This is a genomic window from Corynebacterium sp. LaCa78 (assembly GCF_046717505.1).
GTDB lineage: Bacteria > Actinomycetota > Actinomycetes > Mycobacteriales > Mycobacteriaceae > Corynebacterium.
This window is the reverse complement of the sequence record NZ_CP177112.1, coordinates 658,789-684,262: the sequence shown is the minus strand read 5'-3', so window position 1 is coordinate 684,262 and position 25,474 is coordinate 658,789. Positions and strand designations below refer to the sequence as shown.

The 25,474-nt window shown below is 60.6% G+C and carries 20 protein-coding genes; 8 read left to right on the top strand and 12 right to left on the bottom strand.

The window, feature by feature from the left end; genetic code table 11:
• Window positions 1-114 precede the first annotated feature (114 nt).
• The gene (locus ACLI1O_RS03370; RefSeq protein WP_239269436.1) at window positions 115-3,084 is read right to left on the bottom strand and encodes a UPF0182 family protein; all 2,970 of its coding nucleotides are present in this window, start codon (window positions 3,082-3,084) and stop codon (window positions 115-117) included.
• Between the two features lie 123 nt (window positions 3,085-3,207).
• Between ACLI1O_RS03370 and ACLI1O_RS03365 the strand changes: the two genes are divergently transcribed.
• Together ACLI1O_RS03365 and ACLI1O_RS03360 are read left to right on the top strand one after the other, a co-directional pair.
• The gene (locus ACLI1O_RS03365; RefSeq protein ID WP_005277569.1) at window positions 3,208-3,744 is read left to right on the top strand and encodes a PPA1309 family protein; all 537 of its coding nucleotides are present in this window, start codon (window positions 3,208-3,210) and stop codon (window positions 3,742-3,744) included.
• Window positions 3,745-4,449: a beta-N-acetylglucosaminidase gene (locus ACLI1O_RS03360; RefSeq protein ID WP_411697075.1), complete on the top strand. Its 705-nt coding sequence runs from the start codon at window positions 3,745-3,747 to the stop codon at window positions 4,447-4,449.
• Window positions 4,450-4,471: 22 nt separating this feature from the next.
• Here the strand turns inward: ACLI1O_RS03360 and ACLI1O_RS03355 are convergent, their stop codons facing one another.
• Window positions 4,472-5,536, bottom strand: coding sequence for a PDZ domain-containing protein (locus ACLI1O_RS03355; protein ID WP_411706963.1), 1,065 nt, complete (start codon window positions 5,534-5,536; stop codon window positions 4,472-4,474).
• Window positions 5,537-5,629: 93 nt separating this feature from the next.
• Here ACLI1O_RS03355 and ACLI1O_RS03350 point away from each other — a divergent pair, with 93 nt between their 5' ends.
• On the top strand, window positions 5,630-7,096 hold the full coding sequence (locus ACLI1O_RS03350) for a zinc-dependent metalloprotease (RefSeq protein WP_239269433.1): 1,467 nt from the start codon (window positions 5,630-5,632) through the stop codon (window positions 7,094-7,096).
• A 6-nt stretch (window positions 7,097-7,102) separates the two neighbouring features.
• On the opposite strand, the gene ACLI1O_RS03345 is transcribed toward ACLI1O_RS03350, so the two are convergent.
• Window positions 7,103-7,624: a M48 family metallopeptidase gene (locus ACLI1O_RS03345; RefSeq protein ID WP_239269432.1), complete on the bottom strand. Its 522-nt coding sequence runs from the start codon at window positions 7,622-7,624 to the stop codon at window positions 7,103-7,105.
• Between the two features lie 165 nt (window positions 7,625-7,789).
• Here ACLI1O_RS03345 and ACLI1O_RS03340 point away from each other — a divergent pair, with 165 nt between their 5' ends.
• Complete coding sequence (locus ACLI1O_RS03340; RefSeq protein WP_411706962.1) at window positions 7,790-8,611, top strand: hypothetical protein; 822 nt, start codon at window positions 7,790-7,792, stop codon at window positions 8,609-8,611.
• Here the strand turns inward: ACLI1O_RS03340 and ACLI1O_RS03335 are convergent.
• The 8 genes from ACLI1O_RS03335 to ACLI1O_RS03300 all read right to left on the bottom strand — a co-directional run bounded on the left by ACLI1O_RS03335 (window position 8,589) and on the right by ACLI1O_RS03300 (window position 20,941).
• Window positions 8,589-10,643, bottom strand: coding sequence for an ATP-dependent DNA helicase UvrD2 (locus tag ACLI1O_RS03335; RefSeq protein WP_284849711.1), 2,055 nt, complete (start codon window positions 10,641-10,643; stop codon window positions 8,589-8,591). The genes ACLI1O_RS03340 and ACLI1O_RS03335 overlap by 23 nt on opposite strands.
• Entirely contained in the window at window positions 10,636-11,367 is a 732-nt protein-coding gene (locus tag ACLI1O_RS03330; RefSeq protein ID WP_239269429.1) for an NAD(+) diphosphatase, read from the bottom strand. Before ACLI1O_RS03330 ends, ACLI1O_RS03335 begins: the two co-directional genes overlap by 8 nt.
• Window positions 11,368-12,486 carry a potassium channel family protein gene (locus ACLI1O_RS03325; protein WP_239269428.1) on the bottom strand — a complete coding sequence of 373 codons (1,119 nt, stop codon included), beginning with the start codon at window positions 12,484-12,486 and terminating at the stop codon, window positions 11,368-11,370.
• 99 nt (window positions 12,487-12,585) lie between these two features.
• Window positions 12,586-15,765, bottom strand: a complete 3,180-nt coding sequence (locus ACLI1O_RS03320; RefSeq protein ID WP_239269427.1) for an ATP-dependent helicase — start codon at window positions 15,763-15,765, stop codon at window positions 12,586-12,588.
• The gene (locus ACLI1O_RS03315) at window positions 15,758-18,865 is read right to left on the bottom strand and encodes an ATP-dependent helicase (protein ID WP_411707038.1); all 3,108 of its coding nucleotides are present in this window, start codon (window positions 18,863-18,865) and stop codon (window positions 15,758-15,760) included. The genes ACLI1O_RS03320 and ACLI1O_RS03315 overlap by 8 nt, the downstream gene beginning before the upstream one ends.
• A 32-nt stretch (window positions 18,866-18,897) precedes the next feature.
• On the bottom strand, window positions 18,898-19,686 hold the full coding sequence (locus tag ACLI1O_RS03310) for a hypothetical protein (RefSeq protein WP_239269426.1): 789 nt from the start codon (window positions 19,684-19,686) through the stop codon (window positions 18,898-18,900).
• A gap of 10 nt (window positions 19,687-19,696) precedes the next feature.
• On the bottom strand, window positions 19,697-20,650 hold the full coding sequence (locus tag ACLI1O_RS03305) for a DUF3152 domain-containing protein (RefSeq protein WP_239269425.1): 954 nt from the start codon (window positions 20,648-20,650) through the stop codon (window positions 19,697-19,699).
• A gap of 66 nt (window positions 20,651-20,716) precedes the next feature.
• Window positions 20,717-20,941 (bottom strand): DUF3107 domain-containing protein, encoded by a 225-nt coding sequence (locus ACLI1O_RS03300; RefSeq protein WP_239269424.1) that lies wholly within the window; start codon window positions 20,939-20,941, stop codon window positions 20,717-20,719.
• Window positions 20,942-21,014: 73 nt separating this feature from the next.
• Here ACLI1O_RS03300 and ACLI1O_RS03295 point away from each other — a divergent pair, with 73 nt between their 5' ends.
• Both ACLI1O_RS03295 and ACLI1O_RS03290 read left to right on the top strand, forming a co-directional pair.
• Window positions 21,015-22,355: a DEAD/DEAH box helicase gene (locus tag ACLI1O_RS03295; RefSeq protein WP_239269423.1), complete on the top strand. Its 1,341-nt coding sequence runs from the start codon at window positions 21,015-21,017 to the stop codon at window positions 22,353-22,355.
• Window positions 22,352-23,590, top strand: a complete 1,239-nt coding sequence (locus ACLI1O_RS03290; RefSeq protein ID WP_239269422.1) for a hypothetical protein — start codon at window positions 22,352-22,354, stop codon at window positions 23,588-23,590. Before ACLI1O_RS03295 ends, ACLI1O_RS03290 begins: the two co-directional genes overlap by 4 nt.
• A gap of 35 nt (window positions 23,591-23,625) precedes the next feature.
• Here ACLI1O_RS03290 and ACLI1O_RS03285 read toward each other — a convergent pair whose 3' ends face one another.
• Window positions 23,626-24,105, bottom strand: a complete 480-nt coding sequence (locus ACLI1O_RS03285; protein WP_239269421.1) for a hypothetical protein — start codon at window positions 24,103-24,105, stop codon at window positions 23,626-23,628.
• A 516-nt stretch (window positions 24,106-24,621) separates the two neighbouring features.
• On the opposite strand from ACLI1O_RS03285, the gene ACLI1O_RS03280 reads away from it, so the two are divergent.
• On the top strand, window positions 24,622-24,882 hold the full coding sequence (locus ACLI1O_RS03280) for a WhiB family transcriptional regulator (RefSeq protein WP_005277545.1): 261 nt from the start codon (window positions 24,622-24,624) through the stop codon (window positions 24,880-24,882).
• A gap of 104 nt (window positions 24,883-24,986) precedes the next feature.
• The gene (locus ACLI1O_RS03275) at window positions 24,987-25,061 is read left to right on the top strand and encodes a 50S ribosomal protein bL37 (protein WP_369707509.1); all 75 of its coding nucleotides are present in this window, start codon (window positions 24,987-24,989) and stop codon (window positions 25,059-25,061) included.
• Window positions 25,062-25,474 lie beyond the last annotated feature (413 nt).

Sequence of the window (25,474 nt, the reverse complement as noted above, 5' to 3'; positions counted from 1 at the left end):
TGTATTCGCTCTGTCCCGGCGACTTCTGTAACTATACAGACAGGAAGGCACCTACCCAAATCCCCTGGGTAGGTGCCTTATTTCCTGAGTTTCTACTACGAGAAGTGAGAGGCTTTAGCCCTCGGACTTCTGGTAAGACTCGACTGCCTTGTCCAACTCGTCCAAGGCGCGGCCGTACTCTTCGAAGGAACCGCCGCGGGCATCCTCCAGGCCCTTCAGGGCCTTGTTGATGTCCTCGATAGCGCCTGCCTCATCGGAGGAACGAGGGGCCGAAGCCGGAGCGGATTCCTCAGTAGATTCCTTCTTCTCGTCCTTCTTGTCCGCAGAAGAGCTGTCCTTATCGGCATCGTCGTCGCCGGAGTCGCCCTCAATCTCTTCGATGTCCTGGGCAGACTTGGCGTCGATTCCCACCTGCTCAAGGGCATCACCGATAGTCGGTGCATAGCCCACGCGGCCCTTGTAGGACACGAGCACGCGCAGCAGCTTCGGGAAGGCGGAGGCCTGATCCTTGCGCTGCGAGTAAATCGGCTCGAGGTAGAGGATCTCGCCGCCACCGACCGGCAAGGCCAGCAGGTTACCGTTATGCAGGTCGTTGGTGCCCTCCCACAGAGTGCGGTCGCGGGCTACCTGGTCAGAAGACATCATGGCGTCCTGCGCCTGCTTCGGACCCTGCGTCTGCGTATTGGTTGGCAGCACGCGCACGGTGATATCGCCGTAGGTATCCGGATCGGAAGATACCGCCATGTGTGCGGACAGGAACTCACGGTTCAGACCACGGTACGAGGTAGTCAGCTGGAAGCTCGGCTTACCGGTCTCCGGATCTGCAGCCATCACGTAGTACGGCGGCTGATTCAGGTCGCGTGATTCTTCCGCGGTCGGGTCATTCGGCACAGACCAGAAGGCATCGTTATTAAAGAAGACGTTCGGGTCATCAACGTGGTAGCGGGCCAAGAGGTCACGCTGAACCTTGAACATGTCCTCTGGGTAGCGGAAGTGCTCGCGCAGCTCATCGGAGATCTCCGATTCTGGCTTGACCACATCCGGGAAAACGCCTTCCCATGCCTTGAGCACGGGGTCTTCCTTGTCAAACTCGTAGAGGTCCACGCTGCCGTCATAGGCATCCACGGTCGCCTTCACGGAGTTGCGGATATAGCCCACCTGGTCATTGACCAAGCGCTGGGTGGTGCCATCGGGGTTGAGGGCGTCCTGGGTGGCATCCGAAAGCGAAGCGCGCTGCGAATACGGCAGGGAGTCCAGGGTGGTGTAGCCATCGACGATCCACTTCAGGTGGCCGTCAATAACGGCCGGGTAGGTAGCGGAATCGGTGGTCAACCATGGAGCAACCTTCTCCACACGCTCGCGGGGATCGCGGTCATAAAGCAGCTTGGATTCGCTGCCCACGCGATCCGAAAGCAGGAAGTTCAGCTCGCGGTACTTAGCGGCATACATGGTGCGGTCAAACAGATTGCCAATCTCAACGCCACCCTCACCGTCATAGGTGTAGTTGGTGCTATCGGTGTCGTACTCCACCGGTTTTTCGCCGGTGGTACCGGTAATGGCGTAGTCCAGGTTATCTGCGGCACTAGCGATGACCGGGCCGTAGTAAATGCGTGGCTGGTCTACCTTGATGCCCAAAGACTTCTCGGCATCTTGGGTCTCGCCCTCGCCCTCGGACTCGCCGGCCTGGGTCTGCAGGTCAGAGACGGTGAAGATGGGGTAACCACCGCGGGCGGAACCGGCATCGCGGGCAACCTCATCGACGGTATTGGCCTGCGCGGCTACGAAGCCATTGCCGTGGGTATATACGGTGTGGCGGTTGATCCAATCGGACTGGTTTTCACGCAGCTCGTTCGGGTCCAGCTCGCGGGCCGCAACGACGAAGTCGCGCATCTTGCCATCGATTTCATAGCGGTCCATGGACAGCGTTTCTGGGAACCCATAGAAGTTCTTCAGCTGCTGCATCTGGGTAAACGTCGGCGACAAAATCTCTGGATCCAGCAGGCGCAGGTTATTGATGGTGGCGTTATCAGAGGCAACCTTGTCATCCGATACGTTATCGCCGCCCCAGTTTTCCTTGTAGGTCACGTGGTCATCGGTAAGCCCATAGGCATACCGCGTGGCCTCAATATTGCGGGCGATGGACTCATTTTCCTTGGCCTGGCGGTTTGGCTGGACCGAGAAGCGCTCCATCAGCAGTGGCCATGCCTGGCCGATGATCAGCGAGGACGCGAGCATCAGCACCACGGCGAGGCCAGGGATGCGCAGGTCCTTGATGACGATGGCCATAAAGAGCGCAATAGCGACGAAGACGCCGATGATCATCAAAATGATCTTGGCCGGCAGGTAGGCGTGGATATCCGTGTAGGAACCACCGGTAAACAGGTCGTGCTCGGAATACAGCAGCCCGTAGCGCTCCAGCCAGTAGCCGGCGACCTGGGCCACCATCCACAGCCCGGCCGTAATGGCAAGCTGCAGGCGCGCCGAGCGGGAGATGGAACCGCGCACGCCCGCGGCCTTATTGCCAATGCGGATTCCGCCCAAGATGTAGTGGCCGAATAGGGCAATGAGGAAGGCGAGCACAAGCAGGATGGACAGGGTGCTGACCACCATCTGCAACACGGGCAGACTAAAGGTATAAAAGCCCAAGTCGTGGTGGAATTGGGGGTCTTGTACGCCGAAGTCCTGGCCGTTGAGGAATAGCATCACATCGCGCCAGTGGGACTGGCCGATGAAACCGGCGATGATGCCCACGATGGCCGGGATGACCTTGAACAGCACGCCCATGGACTTCTCAATGGACTGGCGGTACTGATAGACCGGCGAATTCAAATCCCCCATATCCAGGGAATCGGGGCGGCCGCGCCAAGCAAAGAACCCGGCTGCCCACACTACTGCGGCAGCAACGAGCCCGAAGATGATAAAGAGGACTATGCGCGCAATAATCGCGGTGGTGAAAACACTGCGGTAATCAATGGAGCCAAACCACCTCCAATCCGTGTACATGCCCACGAGCATGGGGCCGAAGAATAAGAGGACGGCAATGATGGCCGCAATAATTGCCGCGACCTTAGGAGGCCGCTTCAATGGGGCGGCTGGTGTGGATGACCCTAGGGACAACGCCAGCTCCAATCAAGTAGTGCGAATATTAAACATGTAGACTTTTTCCAGTTTAAGGAATCAATACCCAGATAACGAATAAGGATGCCTATGAGTTCCCCCGAATTATCACAGCCAGCTTTAAACCGCGCCATGACGGAGGCCGTGGAGTTCGTCCATGCTGAAGGTTGGGACGCCCGCCCCACCATCTTCGCGCTTGTCCCCACCCATCTGGTGGCAGACCAGCTAGCGGCCATGGATGAGGAAACCGCGTCCCCGCTAACCCTTATCGTGCAAGACAATGTCCCGGAAAACATCGAGCCGGGTTCCGAGGAATTGGCTGATTACGTCTCCCGCTTGGCCTGGCCGCGCGAGGTCGCAGGTGCCATCTTGGCCCAGGAGATTAAGTTCCGGGATACCTCTAGCGAGGACCCCTCCCCTCGCCCGGCGCGCCTGTATTCGGGTGCCCTGCGCGAGGAAGGAATTGAGACCACTTTGCTGCAGCTGCGTCCCACAGAGGAAGAGCTTGAGGCCGCAGGCCCCTTTGCTGAGGACGATATTCAGCTCCGCGGCGGCCCGCAGGTAGCCCCCGGCGTGATCGCCGCTTTGCGCTATGGCCTCAACCAGGATCCGGATGAACTAGACTAAGTGGCAATTAAGCCCGCGACCAAGGAGTTCTATACAGTGCGACGCCTTTCCTTCTCCCGCCGTTTTCCTGCCCGTACCGCTACCGCGGCGGCGCTACTGGGGCTCAGCGTGGCTGCGGCAAGTTGTTCCTCCGATGCCGATGCGCCTGACGATGCCCCCGTAGAGACCACTCCTGCCGCCTCCACCACAACCTCTGAAAACGACGAGGAATCCACGGCATCCAGCACCGAATCCTCCGCCGCGTCCTCCTCGGAGTCAGAAACGGCGGACAAGGATGAAGACGAGGCTTCCGAGGAAAGCACCACCAGCGAGCCGAGTGCTGGCGGCGAGTTGGATAAGTCAGTCGCCAAAGTCTACGACGTATATAAGTCGCTGGCACCCAAGGACCTATTCGCCCAGTTTGAGCGCTGCGATTCCACCGGCGGGGACTCTTCGTACAATTGCTCCGGCCCTAAGGTGGGGCAATTCCAGTTCTTTAAGTCCCACTCCAAGGCCTCCCAAACCACCCAGGTACTTACGGAGCTGCGCAGCTCCCATGCCATCGAGGACGATGGCGATCGCGTCGTCGGCTGGTCCACGTTGGGCACCACCGCGGTTATCACCGTGGTGGATAATAAGGAAGGCCTGGTCATGCAGCAGATGATCTCTTCTGACCAGGTGGACCCGGAAGAAAAGATTAAGGAATTGGGCCTAGTAAAGGACTAGGCCTCGGCCGCACAAGCTCTTTTTAGCTGCATTCCTTGACGTCTTTGCCCGCCGCAAAGTCCTTCATGGCCGCCACGGCATCGTCCAGGTTTTCTACCTGTGCAATGGTCATATCGCCGTGGTCGCTGCCGGCCGCCGCTGAGCAGTTGTCCTTGGGCGCCAAGAAAAGCTCGGCGCCTGCCTCGTGCGCGGCGGCGATTTTATGCTCAATGCCACCAATCGGCCCGACCTTGCTATCGGCCTGAATGGTGCCGGTGCCGGCCACGAAGGTGCCGCCGGTTAGGTCTTCATCGCTGAGCTTGTCGATAACCGCCAGGGTAAACATCATTCCCGCTGATGGCCCGCCGATATCCTGTAGGTTGTAGTTCACCGAGATATCGTCCTTGGGCTGGGATAGCATGGCGATTCCCAGCAGTGCCTTGCCCTTATCGTGCGGGTTTTCGCCCAATTCGATTTCTTCGCTGAACTCTTTATCCCCGCGCGTGACGCTGACTTTCACCTTATCGCCAGGGCTTTTGTCCTTGATGATGTCTTGGACCTCGCTCGGCTCGGTAACCTCGGTGCCATCGACGGCGGTGATGACATCGTCTTTTTTAAGGTGCTCCGAAGCGGCGCCATCCTCAATGACCTCCGCCACCGTGATTTTGACCGGCAGGTGCAAATAGTCCATCGCCGCGATGGTGGCAGCGGACTCCGATTGGGTAAAGGCCTGCTTATTGGATTCTTGGACCTCTTCATCGGTCATGTTTTGCGGAATGACGGTATCGATGGGCACCAGGGTGTCATCGGTAAGCGCCCAGCGCCCCAACGCCTGCGCCAAGGTCATATTGGTGCGCACGGATACGGTGGTCATATTGAGGTGCCCACTGGGCTCATAGGTCTTTGGCGCCTGCACATCAACGACTTGGGTGCCATCGACCTCGCCCAGCGTATCCACCGTAGGACCGGGGCCTTCGGCGGCATAGGGAACGGTCAGCGAGACATCGGTGCCCGGGATATGGTCAAGCGATACCAACGCACCGGTAAGCACAACGGGGATAGCACCCCAGGCGATGGTGCGGACGCGACGGCTAGCAGGAGAATTCACGAAGCAATAGCCTACAACCTTTGGCGTACTGTTCGCTGTCAGCGTTGCTGTGATCATGGAAACTTTCCGCACGGTGCCGGTAGATTGGAGCGCATGAGCAACGGATTCGGTTTTTCTTTCCCAAATAACGATGACGACGATAATGACGGCCGTCGTGACCAGAACCCGTTCGGCGCATTCGGCGGCGGTAATGGTGGCGGCCTCGGAGACATGCTGAACCAGTTCGGTCAGATGCTATCCGGAATGGGCTCGTCCATGAACTCGCCCCAGAACTCCGGGCCGGTCAATTACGACATGGCCAAGCGCATCGCCCTGCAGCAGATCCCCAAGTCAAAAGACATCAGCGCGGAAGATTCCAAGGCAGTAGAAGAATCGGTGCGCCTGGCGGAGCTCTGGCTTGACGATGCCTCCATTCTCCCCACCGCTTCCGGAACCACGCAGGCATGGGATTCCAAGCAGTGGCTGGAAGAAACCATGCCCGCCTGGGAGCGCATGGTCACTCCCGTGGCCCAGCACATGAACGATGCCCAGCTGGAATCCATGCCGGAAGAGGCCCGCCAAATGATGGGCCCGATGACCAAGATGATGGGCCAAATGTCCAGCATGAATTTCGGCATGCAGCTAGGCCATGCCCTGGGCGATCTGGCCAGCCAAGCGCTGACCGGCTCCGACTTTGGCCTCCCCATCGCCCCGGCCAATACGGTGGCACTTTTGCCGCATACCATTCAGAAGGTCGCGCGCGAGCTCAACGTTCCTGGCCAGGAGGTATTGGTCTACATCGCCGCGCGCGAGGCCGCCCGCCAGCGCCTGTTCAAGCACGTGCCGTGGCTGGTAGAGCGCATCGTCTCCTCCGTGGAGGAATACGCCATCGGCTTGGTCATTGATACCTCCCACATTGAAGAGCTCGCCCGCGAGCTGAACCTGGAATCCGGCGATCCGCAGGCCATCCAGGAAGCCATGAGCAAGCTGCAGGGAATGGATCTCTCCCCGCGGATTACCTCCAAGAACACCGCTGCCGCCTCCAGGCTGGAAACCCTGTTGGCCTTGGTCGAGGGCTGGGCCGAGCACGTCGTGAGCGAGGCCTTGGGCGAGCGCATCCCCTCCACCTCCAAGCTCACTGAGGCATGGGCGCACCGCCGCAGCACCGGCGGGTCTGCTGAGCAGGCCTTTAGCAAGGTTGTGGGCATCGAGCTCAACGCCCCCAAGGTCACCGAGGCCGCCGAGCTGTGGCGCCGCGCCACCGTGGCCGTGGGTGCCGAAAAGCGCGATAAGGCCTGGGACCACCCAGACTTCCTGCCCACCGCAGAGCACCTCGATAACCCGGCTGCCTTCATCGATTCCCTCTTGGATGATGAGCCTGATGAGGGCTTCGAGGAAGAATTTGCCAAGCTCGAAGAGATGCTCAAAAACGGCGAGGGTTCCGGCGAGGACTCCGAAAGCAAGTCCGAAGAGGACAAGGATTCTGCACAAGACAAGGACTCGCAAAGCAGCGACGACGGGGACGACGTGGACGACGGCGACGACAACTCCGAAAAGGACAACGGCGGCGAGGATAAATAGCTCGCGCTAACCGCCCCAGCGCTGGTAGGCCTCAAGGTAGCCCTTGGCCCGCTCGGCGTGGGGCGCCCTATCGGCCCACCGCCAGAATTCGCGCCCATGGCGCGGGATGAAGGTATGGGTCAGCTCATGGATGATCACCGAATCCAATACATAATCCGGCACCTGCTGTAGGCGGTTGCTCAGCCGGATATCCGCGGTGGAGGTAGTACAACTACCCCACCGCGTATTTTGATTGCTCACCCACCGGATGGACCCAATCCACGCGCGGCCTTCCAGGTACTGCGCGTTGAGCTGTTCTGCGCGCTGGAGAAGCGCCGCATCGGTCTTCGTACCACCACCGGTTTTCTTCTCTAAGCGCGCGAGCATGTCCTGTACCGCCTCGTTTTCCTCCCGGGCGGACATCCAAGCCGGAATGCGCACTTCCAATACCCCGGCCACCATGCGCGCCTGCACCGACTTCCGCCGCCGCGCAGAGCGGATAACCTTGACCTCAGGGTGGGTACGTCCTGGTGGTTGCGTGCTCGACATGACAGGCCATTGTACCTGTGGTGCAATGGACGCACATGCGGCACATATGCCGTATTCGGGGCGATAGAGGGGATTTGAGGGGGAGAACCAGTGACTGGCTCACACGGCACGGCTCAACGTGTGACATTGGCGCCAGGGTGCGGCGTATTTTGCCGCGAGAATTCCGTGGTGCAATTCGGAATGGACGCCACCCGGGTGGCGGTGGCGGATACGGGCAATGCACAGGGCGTGGCCCGTGCCTTTGCCACGGCCCATCAGCCGGTCGATTCCGGGGAATTGGCGGCGCGGTTGGAAGCGGCCGGCTTGGATAGCGCCGCCGCCAGCAGCCTCATCGATGATGCCTTGGACTATGGCATTCTCTGGTCCCAGCCACCACATCCAGAGCAGCCTGAAACCGTCATCATGCTGGGCGAATCCCCGCTTGCTCTGGAGTTGCGCGCCCGCTTGGCAGCAGATGGATATACGGTGCGCATCCCCCTTGATGAGGACAATATCTTTTCCTATATCCACGACCTCGATGGGCTTTTTACGGTGCTTGCCATCGACCAGCTCCATTGCCCCATCGATTGCGCCAATGCGCTTGCCGGAACCCCAACGACGTGGCTACCCATCTCCCTCCTAGATAACCGCGGCATCATCGGGCCCCTGCGCGTGGAGGGGCAAGGCCCCTGCCCACTGTGCATTCACTTATACCGCGTGGATGCGGATCCGCAGTGGACCACCATCGCCTCCCAGCTCACTAGCGTGCGCAGGCAGCCAGAAAAACTAGTCATCGATGCTGTAGCGGCCCAAGCACAGGTGGTGGTCCGCCGCTTAAGCAAGCGCCCCTTACCGCCAGGCGCGCCAACCTCATTTCCGCGCCCAGGCCAACAATGGGAGGTAGACGTCTACGGCCGCCACCAGCAGCGCACGGCCATCGCCCATCCGCGCTGCCCGGTGTGTTACGGCGGCAAGGTTAACCTGGCTACATCCGCACCGAGCGAATGACCTCTAGGATTTGCTCGCCGTAGCGCTCCAACTTATTGGGCCCAATTCCAGATATAGACAGCAGCTCCGCTTCATCTACCGGCAGCTCTTCCGAGATGGCCTGCAGCGTGGCATCGGTAAAGATAACGTATGCCGGAACCTTTTCTTCCCGAGCGACCTGCGCGCGCCACGAGCGCAGGGCGGAAAAGACCTCATCATCGCCATTGCCCTCGCAGTCTTCATGCCGGCCAATGACCTTTTCCGCCGGTGTCTCTAGTACCCCACTGCACACGCGGCAGCGTTTCGGGCGACGGGAGCGGCCACTTCCCGCAGCCGATTCCACGCCTGGCGCGATGCCATCGAGAAACCGGGTGCGCTCCCGGGAGGCCCTGGAACCGGCGGTCTTCGCCAATGCCCACGACAGGGCTAGATGCTCGCGGGCGCGGGTAATGCCTACATAAAACAGGCGGCGCTCTTCCTCGATCTGCTCGTTGCCCGCTTTGATGGCGTGGTTGATGGGCATGAGCTTTTCGCTCAGCCCGACGAGGAAGACGGCGTCCCACTCCAAGCCCTTCGCCGCGTGCACCGTAGCGAGGGTAACGCCCTCCATAGCGGGGGCTTGCTTATCAGTGGAGCGGCGGCGCAGCTCGCCCAGCACGCCATTGAGATCGATGCCCGGGGTGGATTCCACGATCTTTTCGATCAACCCCACCAGCGCGTTCAGTGATTGCCAGCGCTCGCGGGCCTGCGCGCCCTGCGGTTCGGTCGCGCTGAGCCCAAGCTCGACAAAGGCGGCACGCGCAATCGCCACGGGGTCCTCCGGTAAATCATCGCGGCGCGTGGCGGCAATGAGCACGCGAATGGCCTCCAGAATCTCCGGGCGGCGGAAGAAACCTTCACCGCCGCGGACTTGGTAGACCACTCCGGCATCGGCAAGCGCCTGCTCAAATTGCTCCGACTGGGCGTTGATGCGGTACAAGATGGCAATTTCTGAGGCCGGCACGCCCTGGTTGAGCAGGGTCAGCACCTGCCCGGCCACCTCCTGCGCCTCATTTTCCTCGGACTCGTAGGCCTTAAACGTCGGCTCCGGCCCAGGCTCGCGCATGCCCTGCAGCTCTAGGCGGGTGCCCGCCGCGCGCCCCGTAGCCTTGCCGATGACCCGATTAGCCAGGTCCGTGACCTGCGGCGTAGAGCGATAGTCGCGCTGCAGCTTGACGATGGTCCCGTCCGGATAGCTGCGCGAAAAATTCAACAGGTACTCCGGCGAGGCGCCGTTGAAGGAATAGATGGTCTGGTTGGCATCGCCCACCACGGTGAGATCATCGCGATCACCCAGCCAGGCGTTCAGCACGCGCTGCTGCAGGGGCGTGACGTCCTGGTACTCGTCAACGACGAAGGTGCGGTACTGCTCGCGAAAGGTCTCTGCAATGGCCGGGACATTTTCGATGGCTCCAGCGATGTGCATGAGCAGATCATCGAAGTCCAAATGCATCATATCCGGCGTAGCCTTGGCCTTCTCGTAGCGCCGGAAGGCCTCGGCTACCTTAGCGGCATCGGCTGGAGCGGTGCGATCCGTTTCCGCGATGACGCTCTCATAATCCTCCGCGCTGACCAGCGCGGATTTTGCCCATTCGATTTCTGCCAGCACGTCGCGGATCATGTCTTTGGAATTATCCAGCCCCACCGAGCGCACCGCGCGGGCTACGAGCGGGAATTTATTATCCAATAGAGTCCACGGCAGATCGCCTGCGACCTGCGGCCAGAAATACTTCAGCTGGCGCCGCGCGGCCGCGTGAAAGGTCTGGGCCTGCACGCCAGCCACGCCCATCATGCGCAGGCGATCCCGCATTTCTCCTGCCGCACGCGCGGTAAAGGTCACGGCCAAAACGCGCTGGGGGTTTACGAACCCTTGATCCACCATGTTGGCGATGCGATAGGTAATGGTGCGCGTCTTACCGGTGCCCGCGCCCGCCAAAATGCACACCGGCCCGCGTGGGGCGGTGGCCGCGCGGCGTTGATCCTCATCCAGCAGGGATAAATCCGGCTTATTCACCGTGATACCACTCCATAATCATCGTGTGTGCGATAGAACCCGCGGTGGCCAACGGGAGCTCAGGCAGCTCGGCGCGGGTCACCCAACGAATTTCTTCCAGTTCCCCATCAGTATGGCAGGTGGCCTGGACATCCGATGTCTCTGCGTGAAAGCCCAGCATAAGCGAGCCACTCGGCGGCCACGGCTGGGAGCCCCAGTAGCGAAGATTGTCAATGCGGCGCCCGGTTTCCTCCATGGTTTCGCGGGCAAAGGCGGCCTCAATGGTCTCGCCCGGTTCCACGTATCCGGCGATAAAGGAAAAGAAGCCATTGCGCCCGCGATTGCGCGCCAGCAAAATCTTCTCCTCGCCCTTGAGCTCAATGAGCCCGATAACCGCCGGGTCTAGGCGCGGAAATACCATGCGGCGCGAATCCTGCGGATCGCGGCCAATAATACCCGGCGTGGGATAATCCAACGGGTGGCCCGTGCGCGGATCGAAGCGCTGCTCCAGCCGGTTGCGAATCAAGGCAATGGCCTGCATGACGAGGGAATCATCGGCGAAAAAGGTCGCAGGTTGTAGCTGCCCCATGCCCCGCGCAATTGCTTCCGGGCAGGCAAAAACGTGCAGCGTGCCGATGTCCACCATCTCCGGTGTCCCCACGCCCTCCGGCAATTGCTCCACCAACGCGGCGTCCCCGCTCGCGGTGGCAGGCACTAGACCCGTGTGCGTTACGGGCAAATACAATTAATCCTCCTCGTCCTCATCTTGCACTTCCACGGGTTGTTCCAAGTCATGCTTGATATACAACAGGCGGTCGCCCGGTTTCAGTGCGGAGGCATCAGCAGTATCGACGCGGTGGAGCTCGTTATTGCGCAACACCGCGAGCACGATATCCGCCAGGTGGCGTGGGTTGGACCCGACCTCGAATTCGCGCACGGCGCGCTCTGATACCGAAAAGCCCTCGTTGGGAGAAAGCAGGTCTTCCATCATTTCCACCACGGTGGGGGTCACGGTGGCAAGCCCCAGCAGGCGGCCGGCGGTCTCTGCAGAGGTAACCACGGAATCGGCACCGGATTGGCGCAGCAGGTGGCGGTTTTCGGACTCGCGCACCGAGGCCACGATCTTGGCCTTAGGGGCGAGCTCGCGCACGGACAGGCAGCACAGCACCGCGGTATCGTCCGAGGATGGGGTGACCACCACGGAGGTTGCGTGCTCCACCCCGGCGATCTTGAGCACGTCCTGTTTGGTGCCCGAGCCAAAGATGGTGACCAGCCCGTGGTGTTCCGCATGCGCCAGCGAGGCGCGGTTATTATCGATGACCACGATTTGGGAGGTGGGCACGTCGTCTGCCAAGAGCGCGGCGACCGCCCCGGCACCCTTCGTTCCATAGCCGATAACGACGGTGTGGTTACGCAATTGCTTTCTCCAGTTCTGGATTTCAAAGGTGCGGCGGGCCTTGTCCGTGAGCACGGAGAGCGTCGCACCAACCAACAGCACAAGGAAGATGAGGCGGGCTGGGGTAATAAGTACGAGGTTGATAAACCGCGATTGCTCCGTGACCGGAACGATATCGCCATACCCCACGGTGGTCAGCGTGACGGCGGCATAGTAGGAGGAATCCAAAAGCGACATGTCCTCGCTATAGCCCCCGCCGTCTAAGTACACCACGACGGTGACAAAGATGAGGATGCCGAATGCCCACAGCGCGCGTTTAGCCAACTGGCGCCACGGGCTGGCATTTTGATCCTTGGGCACAGTGATGACATCAAGGAGCGCGTGATCAGGTTGCGAGGACAACTCGACCTGCGGCAAAAAGCGCTGTTTAATACGCCCTTTGAACACCTTCGCATGTTTTTTGGCCACTGGCCCAGCCTTCTTTTCTGGATCGATTTTTGATTCCGCCGGTTATACGGGGACGCAATTATCCATTCATCGTCCGCATTCCGTCCCCATACCTTAGCCCTAGTGGCCTGCTACTGACGATTCAAGCAGGCTACGCAGCTCCTCACCTTGGGCTAAAGTATCTGGCTCAAAAGTATAACCATCGTGAACGTAATGGAAAGCGGCGCGGATTTTATCGCCGCCGTGGATGCGCCGCCAGGCTTCGGCATAAACCGCCAACTGAATCTTCGCCGCGTCCATGGCCGCGCCCTTCGGCGGCCGCCCGGTCTTCCAATCCACCACCATCCAGGTGCCATCTGCCAAGCGGAAGACGGCATCCATTCGCCCGCGCACCACCGCACTGCCGATGGTGATTTCAAACGGCGCCTCCACAAAGTCCGGCTGGCGCTGCGCCCATTCGGAATTCAGGAAGGATTCCTTGAGCTCTTCCAGATCGAAATCCTCTGGCTCATCGATGCCCGGCAATTCCTCTTCCCCTAGCAGCGCGGGGCTGCCAAAGCGCTCTTCCAACCACGCGTGGAAGGCGGTGCCTCGCTTGGCATAGGAATTGGGCTTAAACGGCACCGGGCGGCGTTGCCGGCGCGCAAACTGTAGCGGATCGCTGCCCAAGGCCACCATGTCAGAAGCGGTAAGTTCACTGGGAAGTTCCACATCCACAACCGGTTGTTGCAGGGACTTGTATTCCTCAATGAGCGCGCCCGCATCCTGTTCCCACAACTCGAAGGTCTCGCCGTGGCTCAGCTCAGGAAGGTCCTCCATGGCGGCCAGGACCGCATCCGCGCCGGCCAGGGAATCCGGATCCGCTTCGAGGGCTGGGAAGAGCCCGCTTTCTGCCCCATGAGCCGCGGTATCCACCGGCTCTTCGGGCACCGTCCACTCCCCCACGTACTGGGGGAAGGATTCTTTTAGCCTTTCGAGGTACTCATACGGGCCCTTCTTGGCCTTGCCCGTCCGGTTATTCGTGCCGGAGCCGGTAACGGTCAACGTGGACTCGGTTCTGGTCAAGGCCACATAAAACAGGCGTGCTGCTTCCTCCGCATTATGCGCGCGGTCATCATCCAAGAATGCCTTGCAGGCCTTTTCAAATTCGGAACGGGTGACCGCATCGGGTGAGACCTCGATGTAGTCATTGTCACCGGGTACCTTCTCGATCTTGGACAAAAAGGTCTCTGCTTGGGCCTTATAGCTTGAAGAGTCAGCGTGCACGACATAGACGTGCTCCCACTCCAAGCCCTTGGCCTTATGCACGGTCATAATCTGTACGCGATCCGTGGAGGCGGGCACCTCCCCAAGCCCGAGGCCATCTTCATGCTCGCGAGCGAGCTCCAAATAATCTAAGAGCGCATACAAGGAGTCTCCGTGGAATCCCGCGACGATATCGGCGAATTTATCCAGGTGGGTGGCTCCCCCGGCGCTGCCGCGGGCAAGGACCTCGGTGCGGATATTGAAGATGGCCTCAATATCCGCAAAGAGATCGCTTAAAGGCTTAGACAGCGAATAAGTGCGCAGGTAGCGCAGCTTGGCAGATACCTCTTCCATGCGCGCCAAGCCCTGCGGGGTATAGCGATCGCGCTCGCCGAGGTCCGCCAGGGCATCGGCAAGCCCCACCGTCTGATCAGGGCCCTCAGCCGTAAGCTGCGCTAATTGGGCGCGCAGATACTCCTCAGGATCCATGCCCTCTTCCCACTGCAGGCGCTCTTGTTTTGCTCCCGCCAAGTTCTTTTGCCGCGCGGCAAGGGCTTGGATATCGCCCATGCCCAGCCCGCAAATGGGCCCGGCGAAAATGCGGAGGGCGGCTTGCGCGTCTTCCGGCCGCACCAGCATGGTCGCCAGCGCTACAAGGTCCTGGATTTCCGGTTGCCATAGCAGTCCACCCAGACCATTGATTTCATTGGGGACATCGACGGCGTCCAAGGCTGCTGCAATGGCCGCGGTTTGCCGGTTGGTACGCACCAGCACCGCTGCGCGAAAGCCATCGCCCTCGCGCGCATCCCACTGCTGCCTTAATTTCTGCGCAATATAATCATGTTCCTCATCTTCGCTGGCGAAATAGCCGAGCTCAATCTCGCCCTCGCCCTTGTGCGGGGCCGCATGCAGCTCATCGACGGGCCGCGGGCCGCCCCCAAAGACCCCGGCTGCTACCGAGTTGGCCAGCTCTAAGGCACCCGACGGGTTGCGCCACGAGGTAGTCAGCTGATCCTTGGGAGCAGGGGTGCCATCTGCCTGCGGGAAATCCTCCACGAATGCGGTGAGGTTTTCTGAGGTAGCCCCGCGCCAGCCATAGATAGCCTGCATGGGATCGCCGACCGCGGTCACGGAAATGTCCTTGTGCTCCCCACCAAAGAGGCTGCGCAGGAGTACACGCTGAGCATAAGACGTATCTTGATATTCATCCAGCATGATCACGCGGTAACGCTGCGCCTGTTGCTTGCCCACCGCCGGGTGCTCTTGCGCGAGGCGCGCTGCCACAGACATCTGCTCACCAAAGGTGATGACCTGCTGCTCTGCCTGGGCGCGCTTGAGTTCCTCGATCAATGGCACGTACTGCACGCGCAGATCCTGGACATTGATGTACTTCTGCAGGTCCTTGGAATACTCGCCCTTCGTCCTCGGCGCCTTTTCCAGGTTGTCAATATCAGCGCGGAAATCCCGTGCGAACTCGGCGATATCATCCGGATCTTTCAAGGAATTGTCCATATCGGAAGTGATCTTGAGCAGGGTTTCCGTAATGGAGCCCAAGGTCTTTTCATCCGATAATTTGCCACCGTAGTTTTTCACCACGTCATAGGCAATGGCGAAGCGCTCTGCCTCCGTGATGATGCGCGCCGAGGGCTCTACTGGGACCAGGAGGCCGTATTCGCGCACGAGCTCGCCGGCATAAGAGTCATAGGTGGCCACGGTGGGCGCGATATTGTTAAGCGCCTCGGCGGCGGGGCTACCGGGGACGATGAGGCCGGAATCGCGCAGCTGAATGAGCTGGCGGCGAATGCGCTGTTCTAGTTGCTGGGCCGCCTTGCGCGTAAAGGTTAGCCCCAATACCTCTTCAGGGCGCACGTAGCCATTGGCCACCAAATAGACCACGCGGGAGGCCATGGTTTCCGTCTTACCGGCACCCGCGCCGGCCACCACGAGCTTGGGGCCAAAAGGACTCTCGATGACGTGGGCTTGTTCCTCGGTGGGTGGGTAGTCCTTGCCCAGTGCTTTCGCTATTTGTTCCGGGGAAAAATTCTGCTTAGGCATGGATGGTCATCTTTCCTTCCTCCTGCACTGGGCAGATGATACGAATGGGGCACTTATCGCAATCTTTATTGGTGCGCGCGGTAAGTTGCGGACCACGCAGTTCCGCTGCCAGTGGTGGCAAAAGTGCGGAAAATTCTTCCAGCGCCTCCGCGGTGAGCTGGCTTTGTGTGCGCGTGGTGATTTTGCTGGAATCTTTTCCGGGATAGACAAGCACCCCGCCTGCGCGCGGCATCCCTTCGCCATCGCGCACGCGCTGCCCGTCAAAGCTTCCCCGGGACAAGGCCAATTGGTAGGTCATTAGCTGGCGGTTTTCTTCCGCCTCTGCCTGCGTCGCTGCAGATTTACCGGTCTTGAGATCCACGACCAAGTAGTTTCCGTCTCCATCCTGCATCAAGCGGTCCATGAAGCCGCCCACCCGGATATCCGGGGTGACCTCGACGTAGACGGGTACTTCTACCCCGGCGAGCTCGTTTTTCACCTCGGATTGCTGTGCCCATTGCTGCGTGCGTTCCAGCAGGCGAGAAAACTCTTCCAGCTTGCTCTGTAGCTGCCACTGTGGAACGTCCAGGATGAGCTCATAGGCCTCCATGACGAGCAGGCGCGCCTTTTCTGCATCCATGCCGCGGCCGATGGCCTCCAAGAAGGCGTGTGCCATGGTGCCGCGCAAAAGGTGCTCGGCGCCGCTGGGATCTTCGGCCAAGTTTCCCACGATCGCCTTGAGCGGGCAGTTAAGCAGGGCTTCGACCCGGGATGGCGATAGGCTCTTGCTACCGCGCAGCTGCGTATGCGAGGCCACAGAGCGCGCGGAGAACCACTGGTCTGGATGGGCGCCTGGGATTCCCGCCTGCGCTAAGCGCGCCAGCTGCCGGGCCGCCTGACGTCGATCCGCCTCGCCGGAATCTGGGTTCGTGACCACGCGGCGCAATTGCGCCACAAAGGAAGGGACGGAAAGCACCGATATATCGAGGGGATCGACCTCGAGCCCATCGCGCAGGGACACCGGTGCCGGCTCAGGAACATCTAAGCCCAGCTCGCGGGGAAATTGGGTGGCGCGCAAGGCGCGGCTGGCCTCCCGGCGCGCCATTGTGCCGGGCACATCGACCCCGCGCCCGGTAAATTCCGCGATGAAACGGGAGGGCTCTGCAAAGGCATCCTCGTTGGGGTTTTCCACCGCGGCGATGAGCAACCGGTTCCGGTGGCGCGTGGTGGCGACGTGGAAGAGCCGACGCTCCTCGGCCAGACGGGAGGCAATGTGGCTAACAGGGGTATCAGGCTCAATATCGCGGTCCAGGAGATCGATGAGATCTTCTTGGCCAAAAATGGAACCGGTCTCCCCCAGCGAGGGCCACGCGCCTTCTTGGGCTCCGGCGACGATGACGGTATCCCATTCGCGGCCGACGGCGCCGTGGGCGGTGATGATCTCCACGGCCTGTGGGATGGCGGTGCGGCGGTCGCGCACGCCGGTGGGCAGTTCTTGTTCGGTGATATGGGTTAAAAAGGACTGCAGTGAGGATCCAGGGCGGCGCTCGGAGTAATCACCGGCGGCGTCAAAGAGCGCCATCATGGCATCAAGATCGCGGTCCGCCTGCGAGCCGGTGGCGCCGCCGCGCAAGGCGGATGCCTGCAGGCGCATATCCAGCTCGGTAGCACTCCATACCTCCCACAGAATCTCTTCCACAGAGGCTTGGGCTTGTATGGCCTGCCGGCCCGCGGCGAGTACCGCGCGCACGCGCTCCAGGATGGAAAACTCGCGCTCTGTGAGCTGGCCATTGAAGTCCGGCAGCTCGCCCTGCAAGAGCTCGCGCAGGCTATCCATGCCGCGCGTATCGGGCGCCCACCGGCGCAGACCGCGAATCAGGCGGCGCAGGGTGACGGGATCCGCCCCGCCCACAGGCCCGGTCAGCAATTCCTCAAGCTCCGCATTGCTGAGGTCTTCTTCCAAGGCGCGCAAGGCAAGGAACATGGCAGATACTAGGCGCTGCTCAGCCAAAATGACGTCGGTTGGGCTGATATGCACCGGCACCCCGGCCGCCAGCAAGGTGCGGCGCATCTGGCCAATATCCGCCGTTGAGCGCACGATGACGGCGATATCGCGCCACTGCACGCCATCGTCCAAATGGCGGCGGCGCACGGTATCGGCCACCACATCGCGCAGGCGGCCCTCAGAATCCACGATGGAAACGCAGGCTGGGGATCCGCTGCGATGCGGCTGCGAAAGCTCCACGGAGTGTTCCGCGGGAAATTCCTCAAGGAACTGCGAATTCGCACCGCGGAAGGCAAAGACGGATTGGTCCGCATCGCCGCCGATGACCAGCAATTGTGCATCGGGGGCCAAGCGAGAAATGAGCTCGCCCGCAGTGGGATCCAATAGCTGGGCATCATCGACCACGATGGTGTGCCACGGGTGCGAACTCGTAAGTTCTGGGCGCAGCAGGACCTGGTTGACTAGCTCGGCCGCGGAATAGGAGTGCGCCCCGGATAGGGCTTGGACGCGTTCGTATTCGCGCAGGAACGTACCGGCGGCAACCCACATACTGCGGCCGTACTTGGCTCCGAGGTTCTCCAAATCCGCGGGGCTTAGTCCTCGTTCGATGGAGCGCAAAAGAAAATCGCGCAATTGGCGGGCAAAGCCTACGTACTCTAGGGCGGGTCGGACTTCCTCCGGCCAGTCGCCGTGGCCGGACTCCGCGTGGCCTTCGAGCAATTCACGGATAACGGCGTCCTGTTCCGCGCCGGTGATAAGGCGCAATTCCTCATCGCTAGCGCTGCGCAGGAGGGCAAAAGCCAGGGAGTGGATGGAGCGAACCATGGAGGACTGCGCCGCATAATCTTCGAGGCGCTCAGAAAGCTCGCGGCGCAATCGAGCACCGGACTCCTTAGAGGCGGCAACCACGAGGATGCCGGAAGGGTCTGCCCCCGTCTCCTGGGCGCGGTCGAGAGCATGAATGACGGTATCGATAAGAAAACTGGATACGCCGGTTCCGGCGGTGCCGGTTACCTTCCAGGTACCGGTTTCCGGCAGCTCAACGGGCCAGGATCGGGCGTGTGCGGACGTGGTGCGGGCGATGAGTCGTACCTCGGGCGACGGCGGTAGGACCACTCCCGCGCGGGCGGTGGAATGGGGATCGTAAGTCACCGCCCCAGTATTGCAGATGCCCTAGACACGAGAAACTGTTCCACCCGCTCAATATTGGAACGCACATTCGAGCGCGAGCGCGGGTTAAGATCATTAATGTGCCGACGATAGGACACCGCTCGCAGCAAAAGCTCCTGCATGCCTGGCACATGGCCAAACCGCTGGCAGATATCATCATCTACCACTTGTGCGATCAGACCATCCACGATCACAAGCGCTGCGCTCCACCCGGCTGGGCGCGCGGATTGGCTCGGCACGAGATCCACGATTCCTGGTGGGTGCGCGCCATAAAAGACCGTGGTGGTCAGCAGGGCGGTATGGGCGGTGATCAAGGGGACATCGGCAAGCGCGGCCTTATCGTAGGCCTCCCCCGTCTCCGCCCAGGCGGTGCGCTCCGCGCGGGCAAAGGCATCATCGCGGTGCGCACCCGGCGGCGCAGGTGCATTGGCCATGGCATCGTCCAAGCGCAAAGCCGTCTGCGCTGCTTCATCGATGCGCCCGGTGACCTCGCCGGGAAGGAACTGCGTCGCCTTCCACCCGGCGGCGGTGTGGCGGCCGTCGCTCGCTAGTACCGGCCGCGATACCCGCGCGCCCGGCACGCTGAGTTTTTCGCGCACCTTGGCAGACCACGCAGCGAAGGGGCCGGCCTGGGAGTAGACCACGTCGCCCACCTTGATGCCGTTATCCCATACTGGGCCCAGCTGATCGCCTTGGGCCCGGCGCGAGCCTGTCGCTCCGGTTTCTGCGTGGAAGGCGCTTAAAACATGCTCTGGGGGAAGCGGCATCCAGTACTCCTTATTGGGGTTGGTGGGGATCCTTTTGCTCCGGATTAGGATATGGCCACGGATTGGGCTCGCAGGTCACATCCTCATCAGGATAGACCTCCTTGGGATTGCGGTCATGCAATTCCTTGTTGTTCAAACTCAGCGTCTGCTGCATCATTACCGGGGCCAATTTGCCCTCGCCGCCGCATTGTTGGTGGGAGGCATATCCGATGGCGTGGCCCAATTCATGATTGATGACGTACTGGCGGTAATTGCCCAAATCGCCCTCAAAGGGCGTGGCCCCGCGCACCCACCGCGCCTCATTAATGATGGTGGTGGATTCGCCGGTAAACATGGTGTGACAGGAGGTTTCCGTCTCAATCTTCTCGCCACACCGCTCCGCGGCCGTGGTCAGAGAGGTCAGCTGGATGCGGGTATCGGGATCGTCTGCGGAGGCAACGTGCTCGAATTCGAAGTCACCTCGAGCGGTCCACCCGCGTGGATCCGCAAGGGTTGCCTCCACCATTGCGGCAAAGGCATCATCTCCGCCGTAGGGAGCGGTATTGAGCCCATCTTCTACCTCGATGGAATAGCGCACCTTCTTCTCGCCGCCCTCGCCCGCTACAGCGCCGGGGCGGCCGATTCCGTGGAACGTGCCCTTGCCCTTTTTGGTGAAGTCACTTCCAGGGGGCATCTCACTAATCTCGCGCTCTACCGCCTCCGCGTTTGCGGGGTCAGGCCCCGTGAGATCCTCGTGGGTAGGGGTGGCGGCTGCGGTGGTCTCGGCGCTGGATGCATCGCCATTGTCATCGGCCGAAGAGCCGGACGCGATATCCACAATCACCCAGATGGTAAGCAGCACCATCACGGGGATAGCCACCACACGCCACCAGCCGTAGCGGCGGGCGAACCGGACCACCGGGTTCGGATGATCCGGGATTCGCCCATGGCTATGGTGAGCCTTGCGATTCTGCCTACTTTCCATAGGCATTGAGCGTACCCGGTTGCCTATTCAAAAACTGAATTAGCAAACCTTTAAAAAGCCCCAAGCTTAGGCGCCGGCGAAACCGACGGACTGCTTCTTCGCGGCACCAACTTCGACGTACACCACGCGGTCAGTGCGCACGAGGTACTTGCGGCCCTTGTCATCTTCTAGCTCCAACGTGGAGTTTTCCGCCAGGGCGCTATTAATCTTTTGCGTCAGCTCCGCCTGCTCGCCACTGGTGCTAATGATCAGCTCGCGCGGGGTATCTGCAAAACCAAACTTGATATCCATAAAATTATCCTCCTTTAACGAGAGTTTTACATGCCAATGGCCCCACTATAACCATCCCGGCTACTATCAAGGTGTGTCTGTCATAAAAACCCAGCCACCGACCTTCGCGGAACTCGGCGTCGCCGCCGAAATCTGCGATGGGCTCGCTGACCGTGGCATCGCGCGAACCTTTGCAATCCAGGAATTAACCCTGCCCATTGCGCTTAAAGGCCAAGACCTTATTGGCCAGGCGCGCACCGGCATGGGCAAGACCTTTGGCTTTGGCGTGCCGCTGCTCGATCGCGTTTTTGATGACGCGGATATTGCCCCGCTGGATGGGACACCTCGGGCGCTCATCGTCGTTCCCACCCGCGAGCTAGCGCAGCAGGTCACCGCGGATTTGCAGGACGCGGCTGCGCACCTGCCGGTCCGCCTCGCCTCCATCTACGGCGGGCGCCCCTATGAGGAGCAAATTAAGCTTCTCCAGCGCGGCGTCGATGTGGTCATCGGCACGCCAGGCCGCCTGCTCGATCTGCACGAGCGCGGCGATCTGGTCCTGCGCCACGTCGCCATCGTGGTGCTCGATGAGGCCGATGAGATGCTGGACCTAGGCTTTTTACCCTCCATAGAGGCCATTTTGGAAGCGCTCGATGGCAACGCGCACCAAACAATGCTGTTTTCTGCCACCATGCCCGGCGCCATCTTGAACCTATCGCGCCAGTTCATGAATAAGCCCGTACACATCCGGGCCGAATCGGATGCGGATGAGGTCACGCACGAAACCACCCGCAAGGTCACCTTCCAGGCCCACCGCATGGATAAGGTGCCGGTCATCGCGCATATCCTGCAGGCCCAGGGCCGGGGTCGCACCATCATCTTTACCCGCACCAAACGCTCGGCCGCGCAATTGGCCGATGACCTTGCTGAGCGCGGCTTCCGCGTCGGCGCCGTGCACGGTGACTTGGGCCAAAAGTCCCGGGAGAAGTCCCTGCAGGCCTTCCGCTCGGGCGAGGTGGACATCCTCGTCGCCACCGATATCGCGGCGCGCGGCATCGACGTCGACGATGTCACCCACGTCATCAACTACCAGGTTCCCGATGATCCCATGACCTTTATCCACCGCATCGGGCGCACCGGCCGCGCAGGGCACACCGGCACCGCCGTCACCCTGGTGGGCTACGATGAGCTGGCCAAATGGCAGGTCATCAACGATGAACTAGGCCTAGATACGGCCACGCCGTCGCAGTGGTTTTCCACCTCCCCGGAGCTTGCCCAGGCGCTGTCCATCCCCGCTGGCGTGCAGGAAAAGGTGGGGCCGGCCACCAGCGTGATTGGCCAACTTCCGGCGCATAAGCGGTCTGCGGGACAAGCCCAATCGCGGTCCCGGGACGGGTCTCGGCGCAGCAAGGGCACGCCCCGAGGAGGGCGCCGATGACTAAGGCCCCCATCTTGCGGGCTACCGCGGCGGATTGGAAGGCCACCGGCGTCATCGGCGCTATCTGCGCCATCGCGGTGGGCGGCGCGGTCGCCACGGCCAATATCCACCAGGCTGACCTGCACCAAGAGGCCGTTCCTGGGGAAAGCGATGCCGCCGTGCTTGCCGATGTCCCCTCCTCCCTCACCGCCGCCTACAGCCTGCCCAACCAGCCCGTACCCGGCCAATACCGCGCCATTTCCGCCCACGGGTTGAGCATTAGCCACGATGGCGATGTGCTCACTGCCACCAATGCCGACGGCTCCACGGCCTGGACCTATACCCGCAGCGATGCCGAACTCTGCTCGCTATCGACTGCTTGGGGCAAGGTGGTTGCCACCTATCGCACGGGCGTGGGCTGCGGGGATACGGTGGCCATCAACGCCGCGACGGGTGAATATGACTCCACCCGCAGTGCCATCAATTCCCCGGACGTTATCCCCGTGCGATCCAATGACCGGGTAGGTACCGTATCTGCCGGGCGAATCGACCTATGGCGCTCAGATCTCGTGCGCACCGTGGAATACGGCGACGTGGAGGCCAAGCAGGAGGCGCAGAAGCAACCGCACGAGGAATGCGCCATTTCTTCGGCGCTCACGCGTACCGAGAACCTCGCGCTGACGGAATCATGCCCGGAGGAACCTCACACCACGTGGTTAAGGTTTCAAAACACCACCCCGGAGGACTCCCGGGAACCAGAAATGGACGCCGATGTCTCCCTCGAACGCGATGGGGCGCGGCTTATCGCGGTGGGCCAAGACGCCGCCGCGGTCTATATCCCCGGCCCAGAACCCCGCATTGAGTCCTATAACAACCAGGGCGACAAGCTTTCTTCTACCCCCGTAAAGCCTTCTGCCGCCATCGATTCCGGCACAAGTCCTTTTGCCCCAGCCGTAGCGGATCTCCCGCACCACATGACGTGGTTTGATGGGCAGCGCCTCTACCTTCTAACCCCCAGTGATTTGCACGTCGATCACGTCATTGACGGTGCCATCGGCACCCCGATTTCAGTGGCTGGGCGCATGCTAATGCCCACCGAAAAGGGTATAGCCGTGGTGGACTGGTCTACCGGCGAGGTACTGCGCGAGATAGCCGTCGACCGCGGAGGCTACCGCGGTCCTGTCCACCTCACGTTGGCGGGCGAGACCATTGTAGAAACCCGCGGCGATACCGTCGTTGGCCTCAGCAGCGACTAAGCGAGTGCCACTCGCGGTTCCCGCGCGAGTGGCCCTTAGAAATTCGAGGCGGCCCACTCTGAGGACTCGCGCCTAAACATCAAGAGATAAAGCACCGCGACCGCGCTTAGCAGTGTGATAGTTCCCAGCACCGGGGATCCACCGCTATACATTTGAAACGCACTCGCACCCAGGATGAGCTCTACGAGGACCACGGCACCTCTTCCCCATCGCTTTCCCTTCACCATGGCCCAGGCGCCCGCGATGACAAAGCCAAAGACAATGAAGATAAAGATGGCGGTGCCAAGCCCTACAAAGCTTCCTGATCCGGAATCAGAGACCATCGAGTCATTTTCCGCACCCACCGCTTCGCGCACAATGAGGAAAATGCCAAAACAAATAACCGCGATGGATTGCACCGTGGCAATACCAGCGCCTATCAGCACCGACTGCGGGGCACTCTCCGGTGCCGGCGCGGGCGCTGCCGACTTATCTCGCTGCTGTTTATTTACCTGGCGTTTGTTCTGCTTAGACACAAAGCCACAGTCTACTAATCCGGCGCGAATTTTTTCTGCGCCACCCACGGTGGGCCTCGATGTTGCCAGCAGTAGCGCGGGGGCAGGGGGCTGAACTGGGAAATTTGACGGTCTCTTCCTCACCACACTCACCATATAACACCTATAGCTGCAGCTCACGGCGATTCTCACAGGTTTCTTTAAAATTCGATTTTGACATTTATGGCCCCCACACTGCACCTATTTGCGTGATGTTAACCACAATTTAGCCTTTAACCCTAGCGGCGATCGGGTAAACATGTCATCATTCTCTAGTAGCAAAAAGAAAGAGGGCGTAAACCTCTTCTTAACCTGGAGGAAACTTCAGGTAACAACACCGTGAACCATAGGCGGCGGCGACGCTGGCCCGACCTCGAGACCGGGCCCCACTGCTAGCAGACCAGTTCACACACCACCTAAAAATCAAGGTGCTTTCCTGCCCCTCATGGATTGCGCTCGTATTTACTGCTGTCAAAAATTTGTTAGGAGATATCAATCATGGATTGGCGCCACGAAGCCGTTTGCCGCGACGAAGACCCAGAGCTGTTCTTCCCAGTAGGTAACTCCGGCCCTGCTCTTACCCAGATCGCTAAGGCCAAGCTGGTCTGCAACCGCTGCCCCGTTGCCTCTTCCTGCCTCAACTGGGCACTCGAGTCCGGCCTCGATGCCGGCGTCTGGGGCGGCCTGTCTGAAGAGGAGCGCCGCGCCCTCAAGCGTCGCCGCAACCGCGGCCGCGGCCGTTCCCGCGTGTCCGCCTAAAAGCGCGGACCCGGGGAGCCTAACCCCTACCCCAATTTTCGTTTCGGCGCCCTTAGCCGCTACAGTTGAATAAAGTTCAGAAACCCTCAACGAAGGAGTGCGCAATGAGCAAGCGTGGTCGCAAGCGCAAGGATCGCCGCAAGAAGGCCGCTAATCACGGCAAGCGTCCTGGCGCATAACGTACAGCACATATTAAAAGCCCGGTTTCGTACCAGTTCACCTTAAGAACTCGTACGGCCGGGTTTTTAATCTTTCTATTAGAAATCCGACTCTCGGAGCAGTAGCGACCAGGGCGCTAATTTGGGTTGGTACTACTGGTCCATATCGGGACATCGGTCATAGCTTCCCCGAAGTGCACTAATTGAACTCATTTCGTGGTTTCCTTTTGCCGGCTTCCGTTAGCAGGTATAGCGATCGGCGATGGTGGCCCCTGTTACATATGGGTGCCCATCGTCCGTAAGCTGTTCGCCTCAACTACCTCCTCAAGGCGAAAGACACTTGACGACGACGAGTATGCAGGACTAGCCCGAGACTCACCGTGCAAACTGGTAGTAGCCGGAACCCGCACAAACATCGCTCCTCACTACGCCCA

Excerpts from the sequence above, each read along its gene's own strand:
- ACLI1O_RS03365 (WP_005277569.1), top strand. The coding sequence starts at position 3,208 with ATGAGTTCCCCCGAATTATCACAGCCAGCTTTAAACCGCGCCATGACG.
- ACLI1O_RS03350 (WP_239269433.1), top strand. The coding sequence starts at position 5,630 with ATGAGCAACGGATTCGGTTTTTCTTTCCCAAATAACGATGACGACGAT.
- ACLI1O_RS03345 (WP_239269432.1), bottom strand. The coding sequence starts at position 7,624 with ATGTCGAGCACGCAACCACCAGGACGTACCCACCCTGAGGTCAAGGTT.
- ACLI1O_RS03320 (WP_239269427.1), bottom strand. The coding sequence starts at position 15,765 with ATGCCTAAGCAGAATTTTTCCCCGGAACAAATAGCGAAAGCACTGGGC.
- ACLI1O_RS03310 (WP_239269426.1), bottom strand. The coding sequence starts at position 19,686 with ATGCCGCTTCCCCCAGAGCATGTTTTAAGCGCCTTCCACGCAGAAACC.
- ACLI1O_RS03305 (WP_239269425.1), bottom strand. The coding sequence starts at position 20,650 with ATGGAAAGTAGGCAGAATCGCAAGGCTCACCATAGCCATGGGCGAATC.
- ACLI1O_RS03300 (WP_239269424.1), bottom strand. The coding sequence starts at position 20,941 with ATGGATATCAAGTTTGGTTTTGCAGATACCCCGCGCGAGCTGATCATT.
- ACLI1O_RS03290 (WP_239269422.1), top strand. The coding sequence starts at position 22,352 with ATGACTAAGGCCCCCATCTTGCGGGCTACCGCGGCGGATTGGAAGGCC.
- ACLI1O_RS03280 (WP_005277545.1), top strand. The coding sequence starts at position 24,622 with ATGGATTGGCGCCACGAAGCCGTTTGCCGCGACGAAGACCCAGAGCTG.